Origin of the sequence: Dactylosporangium cerinum, assembly GCF_042653625.1 — a bacterium.
GTDB lineage: Bacteria > Actinomycetota > Actinomycetes > Mycobacteriales > Micromonosporaceae > Dactylosporangium > Dactylosporangium cerinum.
Genome location: NZ_JBHSIU010000019.1, coordinates 276,185 through 290,725 on the forward strand (window position 1 = coordinate 276,185; position 14,541 = coordinate 290,725).

General features: G+C 73.5%; 13 protein-coding genes. 9 read left to right on the plus strand and 4 right to left on the minus strand.

The genetic code is table 11. The features are described from left to right. Positions 1–28: 28 nt before the first annotated feature. From ACFPIJ_RS19035 to ACFPIJ_RS19060, 6 genes are all read left to right on the plus strand, one after another. Complete coding sequence (locus ACFPIJ_RS19035) at positions 29–1,447, plus strand: hypothetical protein (RefSeq protein ID WP_380116477.1); 1,419 nt, start codon at positions 29–31, stop codon at positions 1,445–1,447. A gap of 94 nt (positions 1,448–1,541) precedes the next feature. Next, positions 1,542–2,729, plus strand: coding sequence for an AAA family ATPase (locus tag ACFPIJ_RS19040; RefSeq protein WP_380116478.1), 1,188 nt, complete (start codon positions 1,542–1,544; stop codon positions 2,727–2,729). A 5-nt stretch (positions 2,730–2,734) separates the two neighbouring features. Then, on the plus strand, positions 2,735–4,012 hold the full coding sequence (locus ACFPIJ_RS19045) for a vWA domain-containing protein (RefSeq protein WP_380116479.1): 1,278 nt from the start codon (positions 2,735–2,737) through the stop codon (positions 4,010–4,012). Positions 4,013–4,077: 65 nt separating this feature from the next. Next, positions 4,078–4,758, plus strand: a complete 681-nt coding sequence (locus ACFPIJ_RS19050) for a YqeB family protein (protein ID WP_380116480.1) — start codon at positions 4,078–4,080, stop codon at positions 4,756–4,758. Next, positions 4,755–6,035, plus strand: coding sequence for a sensor histidine kinase (locus ACFPIJ_RS19055; RefSeq protein WP_380116482.1), 1,281 nt, complete (start codon positions 4,755–4,757; stop codon positions 6,033–6,035). The genes ACFPIJ_RS19050 and ACFPIJ_RS19055 overlap by 4 nt, the downstream gene beginning before the upstream one ends. Continuing rightward, complete coding sequence (locus ACFPIJ_RS19060; protein ID WP_380116827.1) at positions 6,023–6,691, plus strand: response regulator; 669 nt, start codon at positions 6,023–6,025, stop codon at positions 6,689–6,691. The genes ACFPIJ_RS19055 and ACFPIJ_RS19060 overlap by 13 nt, the downstream gene beginning before the upstream one ends. Before the next feature lie 3 nt (positions 6,692–6,694). On the opposite strand, the gene ACFPIJ_RS19065 is transcribed toward ACFPIJ_RS19060, so the two are convergent. Continuing rightward, complete coding sequence (locus ACFPIJ_RS19065) at positions 6,695–7,603, minus strand: SDR family oxidoreductase (RefSeq protein WP_380116483.1); 909 nt, start codon at positions 7,601–7,603, stop codon at positions 6,695–6,697. Positions 7,604–7,725: 122 nt separating this feature from the next. Between ACFPIJ_RS19065 and ACFPIJ_RS19070 the strand changes: the two genes are divergently transcribed. Beyond that, positions 7,726–8,346 carry a TetR/AcrR family transcriptional regulator gene (locus tag ACFPIJ_RS19070; RefSeq protein WP_380116484.1) on the plus strand — a complete coding sequence of 207 codons (621 nt, stop codon included), beginning with the start codon at positions 7,726–7,728 and terminating at the stop codon, positions 8,344–8,346. A gap of 72 nt (positions 8,347–8,418) precedes the next feature. Next, a complete protein-coding gene (locus ACFPIJ_RS19075; protein WP_380116485.1) occupies positions 8,419–9,333 on the plus strand; it encodes a proteasome assembly chaperone family protein in 915 nt (304 codons plus the stop codon). Position 9,334: 1 nt separating this feature from the next. Here the strand turns inward: ACFPIJ_RS19075 and ACFPIJ_RS19080 are convergent, their stop codons facing one another. Continuing rightward, positions 9,335–10,327, minus strand: a complete 993-nt coding sequence (locus ACFPIJ_RS19080; RefSeq protein ID WP_380116486.1) for a phosphoribosylaminoimidazolesuccinocarboxamide synthase — start codon at positions 10,325–10,327, stop codon at positions 9,335–9,337. Between ACFPIJ_RS19080 and ACFPIJ_RS19085 the strand changes: the two genes are divergently transcribed. Continuing rightward, the gene (locus ACFPIJ_RS19085; protein ID WP_380116487.1) at positions 10,269–12,284 is read left to right on the plus strand and encodes an FAD-dependent oxidoreductase; all 2,016 of its coding nucleotides are present in this window, start codon (positions 10,269–10,271) and stop codon (positions 12,282–12,284) included. The two genes, ACFPIJ_RS19080 and ACFPIJ_RS19085, sit on opposite strands and share 59 nt — an antisense overlap. On the opposite strand, the gene ACFPIJ_RS19090 is transcribed toward ACFPIJ_RS19085, so the two are convergent. Continuing rightward, positions 12,245–13,339, minus strand: coding sequence for a D-alanine--D-alanine ligase family protein (locus ACFPIJ_RS19090; protein ID WP_380116488.1), 1,095 nt, complete (start codon positions 13,337–13,339; stop codon positions 12,245–12,247). The genes ACFPIJ_RS19085 and ACFPIJ_RS19090 overlap by 40 nt on opposite strands. Next, positions 13,332–14,459 (minus strand): alanine racemase, encoded by a 1,128-nt coding sequence (alr, locus tag ACFPIJ_RS19095; protein ID WP_380116489.1) that lies wholly within the window; start codon positions 14,457–14,459, stop codon positions 13,332–13,334. Before alr ends, ACFPIJ_RS19090 begins: the two co-directional genes overlap by 8 nt. Positions 14,460–14,541 lie beyond the last annotated feature (82 nt).

The window sequence follows — 14,541 nt, forward strand, 5'->3', positions numbered from 1 at the left end:
GACGCCGGAGCGCAGCGGAGGCGGCGGCATGAGCTGGCGCCGGGAGCTCGCGGCGGCGCGGTGGACGCGGCGGCTCGGGGTGCCCGCCTGGATGATCGCGGCGGCGACGGCGCGGCGCCTCGCCGGCGACTGGCGCGGCGCCTGCGCGGCGGCGCACGTGGACGTCGAGCTGGACCCGTCGGCGATCGCCCGCGGCGACGGCGGCGCGGTCGCGGCGCGGGTCGAGGACGACCTGCGGCACCTGGTGCCGGACCTGCTGCGCTGGCACCTCGACCCGGCGCAACCCGTCACCGTCCTCAGTGTCTACGAAGGCGGGCGGGCGTTGTTCGTGCTGCGGCGCGCGCCCGAGCGGCTGGCGCTGCGCTACGGCGCCGTGCCGCCGGACTCGTGGCGGGGATCGCTGGTGCACAGCCGGGAGCGGTGGGACAGCCGGAAAACGGGCGCCCTGGCCGAGCGGCCCTTTCTCAACGCCGACGGGTCGCGGCTGCCGGAGGAGGCGTGGGGGCTCGCCGAGCACGTCATCACGATGCAGGACGCCGGGGACTGGATCGGGGCGTGGCGGCTCGCCGGCTTCGACCTCGAGCCGCTGGTCGGCCGGCGGCCCGAGCTGCGCGTGCCCGGCGCTCCGGCGGCGCGACGGGTGTGGCGGCTGAACCTGACCGGGCTCAGTGCGGCGATCCGGTCGGCGGGTGCTCCCTCGGAGGGGGTGCTGCTGGATCACGTCGACGGGGCGTACACCACCCATGTCAAGGATGAAACGGTCACTGGTGTTGCCGGTGAGGCCGACTCCGAGGCCGCGTGGCGGTTGCCGGCGGCGCTGGTGGAGCGGCCCGTCGACGCCGACCTCGTGCGGCTCGGGATGCTGCCGGCGTCCGCGCTGCACCCCCTCGTCGGCGCGGCGCTGTTCCCCGCGCTGTCGACGATGCCGCCGGCGCCGGAACCAGGCACGGGTCCGGTCCGGGTCCGCCGCGACGGCGCCTGGCAGTTCGCCGACCCGGCCGACCTCGGCTGGCACGATCCCCTGGCCGCGTTGCCGAAGGCGCTGCGGTTGCGCCGGGACACGGTGGTGCGGCTGGCGCGGCACGGCGACGTCCCGGCCCTGTCGGCGTGGCTGGCGGCAGGCGGTGACCCGTACTTCCGTGACCCGGCCCGGCGCACGATGCTGCACCTGCTCGCGTATCTGCCCGGCGGCCCGGAGGCGGGCGCGCAGGTCGAGACGCTGCTGCTGGATCTCCTGGCGGCCGGGCTGGACCTGGAGGCCCGCGACCGGGCGGGCCTGACGCCGCTGCTGTTCGCGGTCGCCAACGGCGGGGCGGCCACGACCGTCCGGGCGCTCGTCACGATGGGCGCGGATGTGAACGCCGTCACGTTCAGCGGCGCCGGGTGGGCCGACCTGGCCCGGTCCGCCGGGTGCCTCGACGAGCTGTGGTTCCTGCTGGAGTCCTGACCGTGGGGCCTGGAGTCCAGACCGTGGGGGTCTGGTGTCCTGACCGTGGGAATGCCGTCGGGAATTGTCGTACGTGCCCGCTACCGTGTCGCCCATGACCGCAGAACCCACGGCGCTGACCCTGCTCGCAGCGGCCGACGAGCTGCTCGCCGCGACCCGTTCGACCCGCGTGGAGCGCCGTGACAACACGCAGTTGGAGGCCCTCGCGCTCGCCGTCTCCGCCAACCTGCCGGTCCTGCTGTGGGGCGAGCCCGGCATCGGCAAGTCCTCGGCGCTGCAGCAGCTGTCCGACCGGCTCGAGGTGCCGATGGAGACGGTCATCGCGAGCATCCACGAGCCGTCGGACTTCGCCGGGCTGCCCGTCGTCGGTGACGACCCCGCAACGCAGGGGGTGCCGATGGCGCCGCCGGACTGGGCGGTCCGGCTCGCGAAGCGCGGCTACGGCCTGATCTTCTTCGACGAGCTGTCCTCGGCGCCGCCGGCGGTGCAGGCGGCGCTGCTGCGGGTCGTGCTGGAGCGGCGCGTCGGCAGCCTCGAGCTGCCGCCCGCGGTGCGGGTCGTCGCCGCCGCCAACCCGCCGGCGAGCGCCGCCGACGGCTGGCACCTGAGCCCGCCGCTCGCGAACCGGTTCGTCCACCTGCACTGGACCCACGACCCCGCGGTCGTCGCCCGGGGCCTGGCCGGCACCTGGCCGACGGCCGACATCCCGAGCGTCGACCCGAAGCGGGCGGCCTCGGCGCTCGCCCGGGCGCGCGGCACGCTGTCCGGGTTCCTCACCGCCCGGCCGGGCCTCGCCCACCACCTGCCGGCCGACGCCGAGGCCCGCGGCGGGGCGTGGCCGTCGCCGCGCACCTGGGAGATGGCGCTGCGGCTGCTGACGTTCGGCATGGCCAGCGACGCGTCGCGGGCCGCGCTGTCCACGGCGCTGATCGGCGCGATCGGCGACGGGGCCGGCCTGGAGCTGGTCAACTACCTCGACGAGCTCGACCTGCCGGACCCGAACCGGGTCCTGGCCAACCCCGACGCGTTCCAGCTGCCGACCCGCGGCGACCGGCAGCTGGCGTTCCTGACCGCGGTCGTGTCGGCCGTGCAGAGCAACACGACCCGCGAGCGGTGGGAGGCGGGCTGGACGGTGCTGAGCAAGGCCGTCGACGCGGGGGTGCCCGACGTGGCCGCCCGCGCCGCCGCCGACCTGGCCGCGATGCGGGAGAAGACGTGGCCGGTGCCGGCGACCATCGACGCGTTCATCGACATCCTGAGCCTGTCCGGCGCGCTGCGATGACCGCTGTGCCCGAAGCCGCCGTGCCCGAAGCCGCCGTGCCCGAAGCCGCCGTGCCCGAAGTGCCCGCGGCGCGGGCGCTGGACCGCACGAAGCTGCTCGCGGCGCGCTACAAGGCAGCGATGCTGCGGCCGTATCTGGCCACGGCGCTGTATGCGCTGTCGGTGGTGCCGAGCCGGCACCTGGCGACGATGGGGGTCGACCGGCGGTGGCGGCTGTATGTGTCGCCGGAGTTCGTCGACGGGCACAGCGTCGAGGAGCTCGCCGGAGTGTGGGTGCACGAGGTGGCGCACCTGCTGCGGGACCACCACGGGCGGGCGGACCGGCTGCCCGCCGGGGACCGCGCCGACCACCTGCGGGTCAACCTCGCCCAGGACTGCGAGATCAACGACGACCTGGTCGCGGACCATCTCACGCTGCCGGCGTCGCGGGTGGTGCCGGCGACGTTCGGGCTGCCCGAGGGGCGGCTGTTCGAGGAGTATCTGGCCGGCGTGCCGCACACCCACGAGCACCTGGTGCAGTGCGGGTCCGGCGCCCACGGCATCCCCGTCGACGGCGAGGTCGGCGACGGTGCCGGGCCCGGCGTCCGCGACGTGGAAGCGGTCGCGATCCGCCGGCAGACCGCCGACGCGATCCGCGCCCACGTGCGGTCCCGCGGCACCGTGCCCGCCGGCTGGCAGCGCTGGGCCGACGAGATCGCCGAGCCCGTCGTGGACTGGCGGCGGCTGCTGACCGGTGCGCTGCGCCAGGCGGTCGCGTGGGCCAGCGGCGCGGTCGACTACACGTATGCGCGGCCCGGCCGGCGGACCGGGGCGATGCGCGGAGTGGTGCTGCCGAGCCTGCGGCGGCCGCTGCCGCGGGTCGCGATCGTCGTCGACACGTCCGGCTCGATGGGCGCCGACGACCTGGCCGCGGCGCTGAGCGAGGTGACCGGCGTGCTGCGGACCGTCGGCATCCGGGGCAACCGGGTGACCGTCGTGGCCTGCGACGCCGACGTGCACGCCGTGACCCGGGTGGTGAAGGCGGAGCAGGTGGAGCTCGGCGGTGGTGGCGGCACCGACATGCGGGTCGGGATCGCCGCGGCGCTGCGCTCGCCGGACCGCCCGCAGATCGTGGTCGTCCTCACCGACGGCGGCACCCCGTGGCCCGACGAGCCGACCGCCTGCCGGCTCATCGCCGGGCTGATCGGGCCCAACCCGCCGCTGCCGCCGTCGTGGGTCGAGTCGGTGCACATCACCCCGAGCGGCGAGGGCGGCAGCGGCGCTCCGAGCGGGCACAGTCGCTGATGGCGGTGGACGCGACGACTTTCGGAGACTGTCCGGCGGCGACCGGGCTGCCTACCGTGAGTCGTATGGCGGAACACGAGCTGGGGCTCTCACGCGGCGACCGGTGGCTGATCTGGGTCGGCTTCCCCCTGGTGGGGCTCGCCGTCGGGTGGGTGCTGCCGGTGCTGGCGCGGTGGCTGCTGAGCCTGCCGTGGGTGCCGTTCGGCGGGCCGCTGCGGCTCGTCGACGCGCTCGGCGCCGGGTTCGGCCGGTTCGCGCTGGTCGGCGCGGGGTTGCTGCTCGGCCTGGTCTTCGCGTTCGTCGCGGTCCACGAGACGCTGCAGGTGACCGTCGCCGACGGCGAGGTGCGGCTGCGGCTCGGTGACAACGACCGCACCGTGCCGCGGGGCGAGGTCTCGGCGGTGTTCGTCGACGGGCGGCACCTGGTGGTGCTCGACGGGGAGTCGAGGCAGGTGGTGCGGGAGCGGCTGGAAGGGGCCGGTGGTCCACGCGTGGCGGCGGCGTTCCGGGCGCACGGCTACCCGTGGCTGGAGCACGACCCGTATGCGAGGTTGTTCCGCCGCTGGGTCCCGGACCTGCCGGACCTGCCGGGCGCCGTCAACGCGGTCCTCGCCGCGCGGGCGGTCGCCCTGAAGAACAAGAGCGCCACCGACGCCGCGGAGCTGCGCGACGAGGTGCAGAAGCTGGGCTACACGGTCCGCGAGGACGGCGCCACGCAGCACTGGCGTCCCCTGGTGCGGTCATGAGCGCACAAACCAGCAGGGCCCGCAACATCGTCGTCGACGTCAGTGTGTTCGTGCTCTCCGCGCTCACGATGGTGATCGTCGCGACGCTGGCCCTGGACAACGAGACCATCAGCGACGAGCGGCTGCTGCTGTCGACGGCCGTGTCCCTGCCGGCGCTGGTGCTGATCTGGTGGCGGCGGCGGTGGCCGGTGCAGGTGGCGCTGCTGCTGCTGATCCCGGCGGCGCTGACCGACTTCGTCGGCGGGGTCACGACGATCGCGGTGTTCACGGTGGCGGTGCACCGGCCGCTGCGGGTGGCGCTCGCCGTCGCCGCCGCGCACTTCGTCGTCCCGATCCCGCTGACGGTGCTGTATCCGGACCCCGATCTGCATTTCGTCGGGATCAACACGGCGGCCGTGATGATCCTCGCGCTCGTGGTCACGTGGGGGGTGACGGTGCGCACCAGGCGGGAGCTGATCGCGTCGCTGCGGGAGCGGGCCGTGCGCGCCGAGGCGGAGGCCGAGCAGCACGCCGATCTGCTGCGCAGTCTCGAGCGGGAGCGGATCGCCCGCGAGATGCATGACGTCCTCGCGCACCGGATCTCCCTCATCAGCCTGCACGCCGGCGCCCTGGAGATCCGCCGGGACCTGTCCGGCGAGCAGGTCGCGGCGGCCGGGGGCACCATCCGGGCCAGCGCGCACCAGGCGATGGAGGAGCTGCGGGAGATTCTCGGCGTCCTGCGCACCAGCGACGACGACGGGCTGCGCCCCCGGCAGGACCTCGCCGACCTCGACGAGCTGATCGAGGAGGTCCGCCTCGCCGGCACCCCGGTCCATCTCGACAACCGGCTCGCCGGCCAGCTCGACGGCCAGGGCGACGACGGGCCGGAGACGCTGCCGGCCGCGGTCAACCGGACCGCGTTCCGGCTGGTGCAGGAGGGCCTGACCAACGCCCGCAAGCACGCCCCGGGCGCCGAGGTCGCCGTCCGCCTCGACCGGACCGACGGCGGCGAGCTGCACGTGTGGCTGCGCAACCCGCTGCCGGCCGAGCCGGTGCGCCCCGCGCTGCCCGGCTCCCGGTCGGGCCTGGTCGGCCTCGCGGAGCGGGTCACCCTGGCCGGCGGCCGGCTGCGGCACGGGCCGCGCCGCACCGCGCAGCCGAGCCACACAGCGCAGCCAAGCCACACAGCGCAGCCAAGCCACACAGCGCAGCCAAGCCACACAGCGCAGCCAAGCCACACAGAGCAGCCCGACGAGGTCGGGTTCCACCTGGAGGCGTGGCTGCCGTGGCGGGCGTGACCCGGGTCGTGATCGTCGACGACGACGCGCTGGTCCGGGCGGGCCTCGCCATGGTCCTCGGCGGCGACCCCGACCTGGAGCTCGTCGGCGAGGCCGGCGACGGCGCGGCGGCCGTCCGGGTCGTGCGCGCCAGTAGGCCCGACGTGGTGCTGATGGACATCCGGATGCCGCGGATGGACGGCCTCGCCGCCCTCGAGGCTTTGCGGGCGGAGGGGGTGCCGGCGGCGGTGGTGATGCTCACCACGTTCGACACCGACGAGCACGTGCTGCGGGCGTTGCGCCTCGGGGCGCACGGCTTCCTGCTGAAGGACACCCCGCCGCTGTCGATCCTCGACGCGGTCCGGCGGGTCGCGGCCGGCGAGCAGATGCTGTCGCCGTCGGTGGTGCGCCGCCTCGTCGAGCACGTGGTCCGCGACGACACCGCCGAGCGCCGGGCCGCGACGGACCGAGCCGTGCAGGCCCTGGAGGCGCTCACGCCGGCGGAGCGGAAGGTCGCCGACGCGGTCGCCGAGGGCCGCTCCAACGCGGAGATCAGCGCGGCGCTGCTGATGAGCGTGGCGACGGTGAAGACCTACGTGTCACGGATCCTCGGCAAGCTCGACTGCGCCAACCGCGTCCAGGTCGCGATCCTGGTGCACGAGAGCCGCAGCGGATGAGGCTCAGCGCGTGTAGCGGTCGGCGATGAAGCCCGGCGCCGACGGCTCGGCGGCGGCGGGCAGGCCGGTCGCGGTGTGCGCGCCGAAGCCGCGGCGCAGCGAGCGGACCTGCTCCTCCATGGCCGGGACGCTGGTGCGGGCCTGCCGTTCGATGACCCGCTCGGACAGCCGGCTGTTGACGAACGTGCGCAGCCAGTAGACGGCGGCGACGCTGCGTGGGACGAAGACCTTGCGCCGGCGGCGCTCGACGGCGGTGACGAACGCCGCGGCGCAGCGCTCCACGGACGTGGTCGAGCCCAGCGGGGGCGGCAGCTTGCGCAGCGTCTCACGGAAGGTGGGCATGTCGTCCTGGGCGTCGCGGACGAGGTCGGTGTCGATCCACGACGGGTGCGCGGTGCCGACCCGGACGCCGTGGTGGGCGACCTCGAGCCGCAGGGCGTTGCCGAAGTGTTCGACGCCGGCCTTCGAGGCACAGTAGGGCGCCATCCCGGGCAACGCGGCGAAGGACGCGGCTGAGGCGACGATGAGCAGGTAGCCACGCGCCGCGATGAGGTGCGGCAGGACGGCGGCGGCGGTGCGCATGACGCCGATGAGGTTGACCTCGACGGTGCGCACGAGCGCCTCCACGTCGCCGGTGGCCACGGTGCCGCGGCTGGCCACGCCCGCGTTGGCGACGACGGCGTCGATGCGGCCGTGCGCGGCGACGGCACCCTCGACTGCGGCGGCGAGACTGGCCTGGTCGGTGACGTCACACGCGAACCAGGCCGCGCCCAGCTCGGCACCCAGGGCGGCGAGGCGTTCGGGTTCGAGCCCGGCGAGGACGACCGTGGCCCCGCGGGCGGCGGCGAGGCGGGCGGTGTGTTCCCCGATCCCCCGCGCGGCGCCGGTGATGAACACCACCTTGCCGGACATGCGCTGCTGCATCTGTTGCCGCACTGCGGGGCCTCCCGTCGGCGGTACCGTTCAGTACCAGGCAAACTAACACCCACGTACATTCTGGCGAAAGGCCAAGGCAACCGCATGACGAGGACCGCATGACGAGCACCAGGACCGGTGCGGAGGTCCGCGAGGCGCTGACCGGTGGGCTGGCCGCGGCGATCGCCGACAAGGGCTACGCGGCGACCACGATCGCCGACGTGGTCATGCACGCGCGGGTGTCGAAGCGCACGTTCTACGAGCACTTCACCGACAAGGAAGCGTGCCTCATGGCGCTGTACGAGCAGGGGTGCGACTACCTGCTCGCGGTCGTGCGCAGCGCGGCGACCGACAGCAAGAGCACGAGCTGGAAGGCGATGGTCAACCACGGGGTGACCGCCTATCTCACCGCGCTGGAGGGCATGCCGGCCGTGACCCGCACGCTGCTGGTGGAGATCCAGGCGGCCGGCCCGAAGGCCTACCGGCTGCGCCAGCAGATGCAGCGGCGGTTCGCCGATACGCTGGTAGAGGTGGTCGACGCGGCCCGCGCCGCGGACCCGGCCATCCCGGAGCTGTCGCAGCTGCTGGCGATCGCGCTGGTGGGAGGGGTGCACGAGATGATGCTGCAGGTCTGCGACCCCTACACGGGCGCGGGCGTGGAGTTCACGTCCCTGGCCACGGCGGTCGACGAACTGGTCTACGCGATCCTCACGAATCCCTGGTCCGCCGGGATGGAATGATCGAGCACACCCGGAGGTTGCGGGTGACAGGCCCCGAAGGGTGGCAGACGCAAACAAGGAGGCTCCGTTCCGGTGCTCAACCCCAGCGAGCTCTACACGCTCACCGAGGACCTGCCGGCCGTCGACCGGCCGGTGCTCGTGCATGCGCTGACGGGCTTCGTCGACGCCGGCAACGCCAGCCGCCTCGCGCGTGAGCACCTGCTGACGGTCGGCTCGCCGCGCACCCTCGCGACGTTCGACCTGGACCAGCTCTACGACTACCGCAGCCGGCGCCCGGCGATGCTCTTCGTCGAGGACCACTGGGAGCACTACGAGCAGCCGCAGCTGCTGCTTCGGGTGCTGCGCGACGCGACCGGCACCGAGTTCCTGCTGCTGGACGGCCCGGAGCCGGACCTGCAGTGGGAGCGGTTCACGGCGGCGGTGATCGAGCTGATCGAGCGCTTCGACGTGCGCGCGACGGTCGGGCTGACCGCGATCCCGATGGCGGTGCCGCACACCCGCCCGACCGGGGTGACCGCGCACGGCACGAGCCGCGACCTGATCGCCGGGTTCGAGCCGTGGCTGCAGCGGGTCCAGGTGCCGGGCAGCGTGGGCAACCTGCTCGAGTACCGGATCGGCCAGCAGGACCGCGACGCGTTCGGCTTCGCCGTGCACGTGCCGCACTACGTGGCCCAGGCGGAGTTCCCGTCGGCGGCGGAGAAGCTCCTGGGCTGCGTGTCGGAGGCGACCGGGCTGCAGCTGCCGACGGAGGAGCTGCACGCCGCCGCGGAGTCGGTGCGGGCCGAGATCGACGTGCAGATCGCCCAGGCCGACGAGGCGGCGGCGCTGGTGCGGGCCCTGGAGGAGCAGTACGACGCCTACACCCGCGGCCGGGCCGGCAACAACCTCCTCGCCGACTCGCCGGCGCCGTTGCCGACGGCCGACGAGATCGGCGCGGAGCTGGAGCGGTTCCTGGCGGAGCAGACCCGCAACGACGAGAACCCGTAGGTCAGAACGAAGTGCCCGTCAGCCGCTCGTAGACCTCGATGTAGCGGGCCCGGGTCCGCTCGACCACGTCGGAGGGCACCTCAGGCCCGGGCGCGGTCTTGTCCCAGCCGGCGGTGAGCGACCAGTCCCGCACTGACTGCTTGTCGAAGGAGTACTGGACGCGGCCCGGCGTCCACTGGTCCAGGGGCCAGAAGCGGGACGAGTCCGGGGTGAGCACCTCGTCGGCGAGGATCAGGGTGCCGTCCGGGGTGCGGCCGAACTCGAGCTTGGTGTCCGCGACGATGATGCCGCGCTCCGCGGCGACGTCCCGGCCGCGCGCGTAGATCCGCAGCGTCAGGTCCCGCAGCTCCTCGGCGAGGTCCGCGCCGACCTGCTCCTGCACGTCGGCGAAGGTGATGAACTCGTCGTGCACGCCGACGGCCTCCTTCGTCGTCGGGGTGAAGATCGGCTCGTCCAGGCGGTCGGCCTCGACCAGGCCCGGCGGGAGGGTGACGCCGCTGACGGCGCCGTCGCGCTGATACTCCTTCAGGCCCAGCCCGGTGAGGTACCCGCGGGCGATGCACTCCACCTGGACCACGTCGAGCCGGCGGCAGCGGATGGCCCGGCCGGCGAACTCGGCGGGCACGTCGGTCGCGGACAGCACGTGGTTGGGCACGATGTCGGTGAGCTGCTCGAACCACCACAGCGACAGCCGGGTGAGCACCTCGCCCTTGTCCGGGATCGGGGTGGGCAGCACCACGTCGTAGATCGAGATCCGGTCGGACGCGACCAGGATCAGGTCTTCGCCGTCGAGATACACGTCGCGGACCTTGCCGGAATGCAGCAGCTTCACGCCCGCCAGCCTAACGTTTAGACTCCCTTCAATCTCAGGGGCGCGGCGGCCCCGCCATGCAGGAAGCCCAGCGCAAACGCAGCAGGCAAGGGAGCCCAGCAGCATGCCGTACACCCGCCGCACCATGATCCAGGCAACCCTCCTCGGCACCGGCGCGACCATCCTGTCCCCCACGAGAGCAACCGCGGCCGGCCCGGTGATCACCGCCGACCTGGTCGTCTACGGGGCGACGCCGGGCGGGCTCGCCGCCGCCGTCCAGTTCCGCCGGTCCGGTGGCACCGCGGTCGTGGTGGAGGCCGGCACCCACGTCGGCGGGATGACCACCGCCGGGCTCGGCGCCACCGACACCGGCAACACGGCCGCGATCGGCGGCCTCTCGCACGAGTTCTACCGGCGCGTCTACGGCAGGTACAACGGCACCCCGGTCACCGCGACGTCACCGGCCCGGTTCACGTTCGAGCCGCACGTCGCCGCGGCCGTGTTCACCGACCTGCTCACCGAGGCGGGGGTGACCGTCCACGTGGGACGGCCCCTGGCGACGGTCACCAGGGCCGGCAACCGGATCGTGGAACTGTCCACGCAGGACGGTCAGGTCTACCGCGGGCTGATGTACGTCGACGCCAGCTACGAGGGTGACCTCCTCGCGAAGGCCGGGGTGGCGAGCACCGTGGGACGCGAGGGCAACGCCCAGTACGGCGAGAGCATCAACGGCGTCCAGCTGCGCGACAAGCACCAGTTCACGAAGGCGGTCGACCCGTACGTGACGCCCGGGAACCCGGCCAGCGGGCTGCTGCCCGGCGTCTCGGCGGCCACCCTGGCGCCGAACGGCACCGCAGACGGCAGGATCCAGGCGTACAACTTCCGCATGTGCCTGACCAAGGCGGCGGACCGGGTGCCGTTCCCCCGCCCGGACGGCTACGACGCGGGCCGGTACGCGCTGCTGCTGCGCTACATCGAGGCCGGCTACACCGGGCCGTTCTTCAACGCCGTCAGCGTCGGCGGCGGCAAGACGGACTCGAACAACGACGGCGCGTTCTCCACCGACGACATCGGCATGAACACCGCCTACCCGACCGCGTCGTTCGCCGCGCGGGACACGATCGTCGCCGAGCACCGCACGTATCAGCAGGGCCTGATGTGGTTCCTCAGCAACGACACCCGGGTGCCGGCGGCGATCCGGTCGGCCACCGCCGCCTGGGGCCTGGCCGCGGACGAGTTCGGCGGGACCGGTCACTGGCCGCCGCAGCTGTACGTGCGGGAGGCGCGACGGATGGTGTCGGCCTACGTGATGACCGAGCACAACTGCCGCGGCGCCGCCCCGGTCGCGGACTCCGTCGGCCTGGCCAGCTACACCATGGACTCGCACAACTGCCAGCGCCTGGTGGTGGGCAGTGGCACGACAGCCGTCGCGAAGAACGAGGGCGACGTGCAGGTGGGCGTGCCCGGGCCGTACCAGATCAGCTACCGCTCGATCGTGCCGGTCGAGGCGCAGTGCGCGAACCTGCTGGTGCCGGTGTGCCTGTCGGCGAGCCACATCGCGTACGGGTCGATCCGGATGGAGCCGGTGTTCATGGTGCTGGGCCAGTCGGCGGCGGTCGCGGCACGGCTGGCCCTGACCGCCGGGTCGAACGTCCCCGTGCAGCAGGTCAGCGTCGCGACGCTGCAGAGCCAGCTGCGCGCCCTCGGCCAGCGAATTGACATTTCGGGCAATTCGGAAATTGTAGTCGACAGCCGCAGCGCCAGCGGGGTCACGCGGGCCGGGACGTGGTTGTCCAGCATCTCGATCGGCGGGTACTACGGCAGCGACTACGAGCACGACAACAACACCGCCAAGGGCGTCAACCGGCTGCGGTTCACCCCCGCGCTGCCGGCGGCGGGCGCGTGGACGGTGCAGCTGCGGTGGACCGCGCACGCCAACCGGGCCAGCAACGTGCCGGTCGACGTCGTGCACGCGGGCGGGCTGAGCACGTTCGGCGTGGACCAGCGCACCTCCGGCGGGCAGTGGGTGGCGCTGGGCACGTTCCAGTTCACCGCCGGCAGCGCCGGCAGTGTGCTGATCCGCACCGAGCAGACCGACGGTTACGTGATCGCCGACGCGGCCCGGTTCGTGCGGGCCTGAGCACCGACGCCACGCGCCAGGGCGGTCGCGATCAGGACGTCGAGGAGGGCCGGGTAGTCCAGCCCGGCCACCCGGAACATCTGCGGGTACTGGGAGACGGCGGTGAAGCCGGGGAACGTGTTGACCTCGTTGATGACCGGCTCGGTGCCGAAGCGCAGGAAGAAGTCGACCCGCAGCAGTCCCCGGCACTCCAGGGCGCGGAACGTGCGCACCGCCAGGTCCTGCAGCTGCTCGATGATCGCCGGCTCCAGCTTCGCCGGGATGTCGAAGATCGTCGTGGGGTCGAGGTACTTCGCCTCGTAGTCGAAGAACTCGTGCTTGTCCGGGAAGCTGATCTCCAGGGGCGGGCCGACCTGCAGCGAACCGTCGGGGTGCTCCAGGACGCCGAGGTCGACCTCGCGCCCGTGCACCATCTCCTCGACCAGGACCTTCGCGTCGCTGGCGCGGGCCTCGGCGAGGGCGTCGTCGAGCTCGGCCCAGTCGTCGACCTTGGACACGCCGAGGCTGGACCCGGCCCGGGACGGCTTCACGAACACGGGCAGGCCGAGCCGCTCCCGCTCCTGCGGCGACACGGTGCCGGCGCCGCCGCGCAGGACCACGCCGTCGGCGACGGGCAGCCCGTCGGCGACGAGGATCCGCTTGGTGAACTCCTTGTCCATGCCGGCGGCGCTGGCGAACACGCCGCTGCCGACGTAGGGCAGGCGGACCATCTCCAGGACCGACTGGATCGTGCCGTCCTCGCCGTAGGGGCCGTGGATGGCGGGGAACACCACGTCGCACTCGCGCATGGCGCCGATCGCGTCGGCCAGGCTGGTGAGGGCGGGCGCGTCGGTCTCCTTGGTCAGCGCCAGGAGGCCTTCCAGGTCGAGGGCCTCGGGCGAGTCGGCGTCGCGGCCGAAGACCCAGGTGCCACTGGGCGTGATGCGCACCGGCACGACCTCGTAACGGCCACGGTCGAGGAACCGCACGATGCTCAGCGCCGACTTGCACGAGACCTCGTGCTCGCCGCTGCGCCCCCCGAAGACGACGGCGACGCGGATGCGACGTTCAGCCATGCGGTAACTCCCCACTGCTCACATACGTTCGCGGCACCCGGGCGCCGATGCCCGTCAAGATCTCATGCGGGTTGGTCTGTGCCCAGGCCGCCCACTCTTCCACGGTCGGCTCGGCGCCGTCTCCCGGTCCGAACAGCACGACCTCGTCACCGAGTGCCACCGGAAGATCACCGGCGTCGACCACGAACTGGTCCATGGCGACCCGCCCGGCGATCGGGCAGCGCACCCCGCCGATCGCGACCGCACCACGGTTGCTGAGCAGGCGGGGCACCCCGTCGGCGTATCCGGCCGGGACCAGGACCACGGTCGTGTCACGGTCCGTCACGTACTGATGGAGGTACGACACCCCGGTGCCCGGCGGGACGCGTTTGACGTTGACGGCCCTGGCGCGCAGGGTCATCGCCCGGCGCAGCCCGGCGACGACGCCGTCGATCGGCTCGACCCCGTAGAGCGCCAGCCCGGCCCGGACCAGGTCGTAGTGGGCCGCCGGCACGTCGACGATCCCGGCGGAGTTGGCCAGGTGCCGCAACTGCGGCTCCAGCCCGGCCTTCGCGGCGACTGCCAGGGCCTCCTCGAAGCGTTCCAGCTGCCGGGCGACGGCCGGGTTGCCGGGGTCGTCCGCGGACGCGAGGTGCGACCAGATCCCGCGGACCCGCAGCGTGCCGCGCCGCTCCAGGTCCGCGGCCCGCCGGACGAGGTCCGGCCAGTCGGCCCAGGCGACCCCGTTGCGGGTCAGCCCCGTGTCGACCTTGAGATGGACGGTGACCCCGGGCGGCATCGCGTCGAGGTGCTCCGGCGTGGACACCGACAGGTCCACGCCGTGCCGCGCCGCCCAGGCGAAGTCGTCGTCGGTGCCGTACAGCCAGGCGAGCACCGGCGCGTCGATCCCGGCGTCGCGCAGCTGCCGGGCCTCGGTGATCGAGGTGACGCCGAGCCAGGTGGCCCCGCTGGCCAGGACGGTGCGCGCGACCGGCAGCACCCCGTGACCGAACCCGTCGGCCTTGACGACCGCCATGGTCGCCGCGCCCCGCCCCTGTCCACGCGCGGCGAGACCGGACAGGAGCCGGGTATTGTGCGCCACGGCGTCGAGATCGACGACCGCCTCGGCCACTGGTCCCACGAGCCACCCCCTTGTCCGCCGATCATAGTCAGGGGTGGAGGTAGCCCCACCCCGTAGACGGCGGGCAGGGCCGATGTGCCCG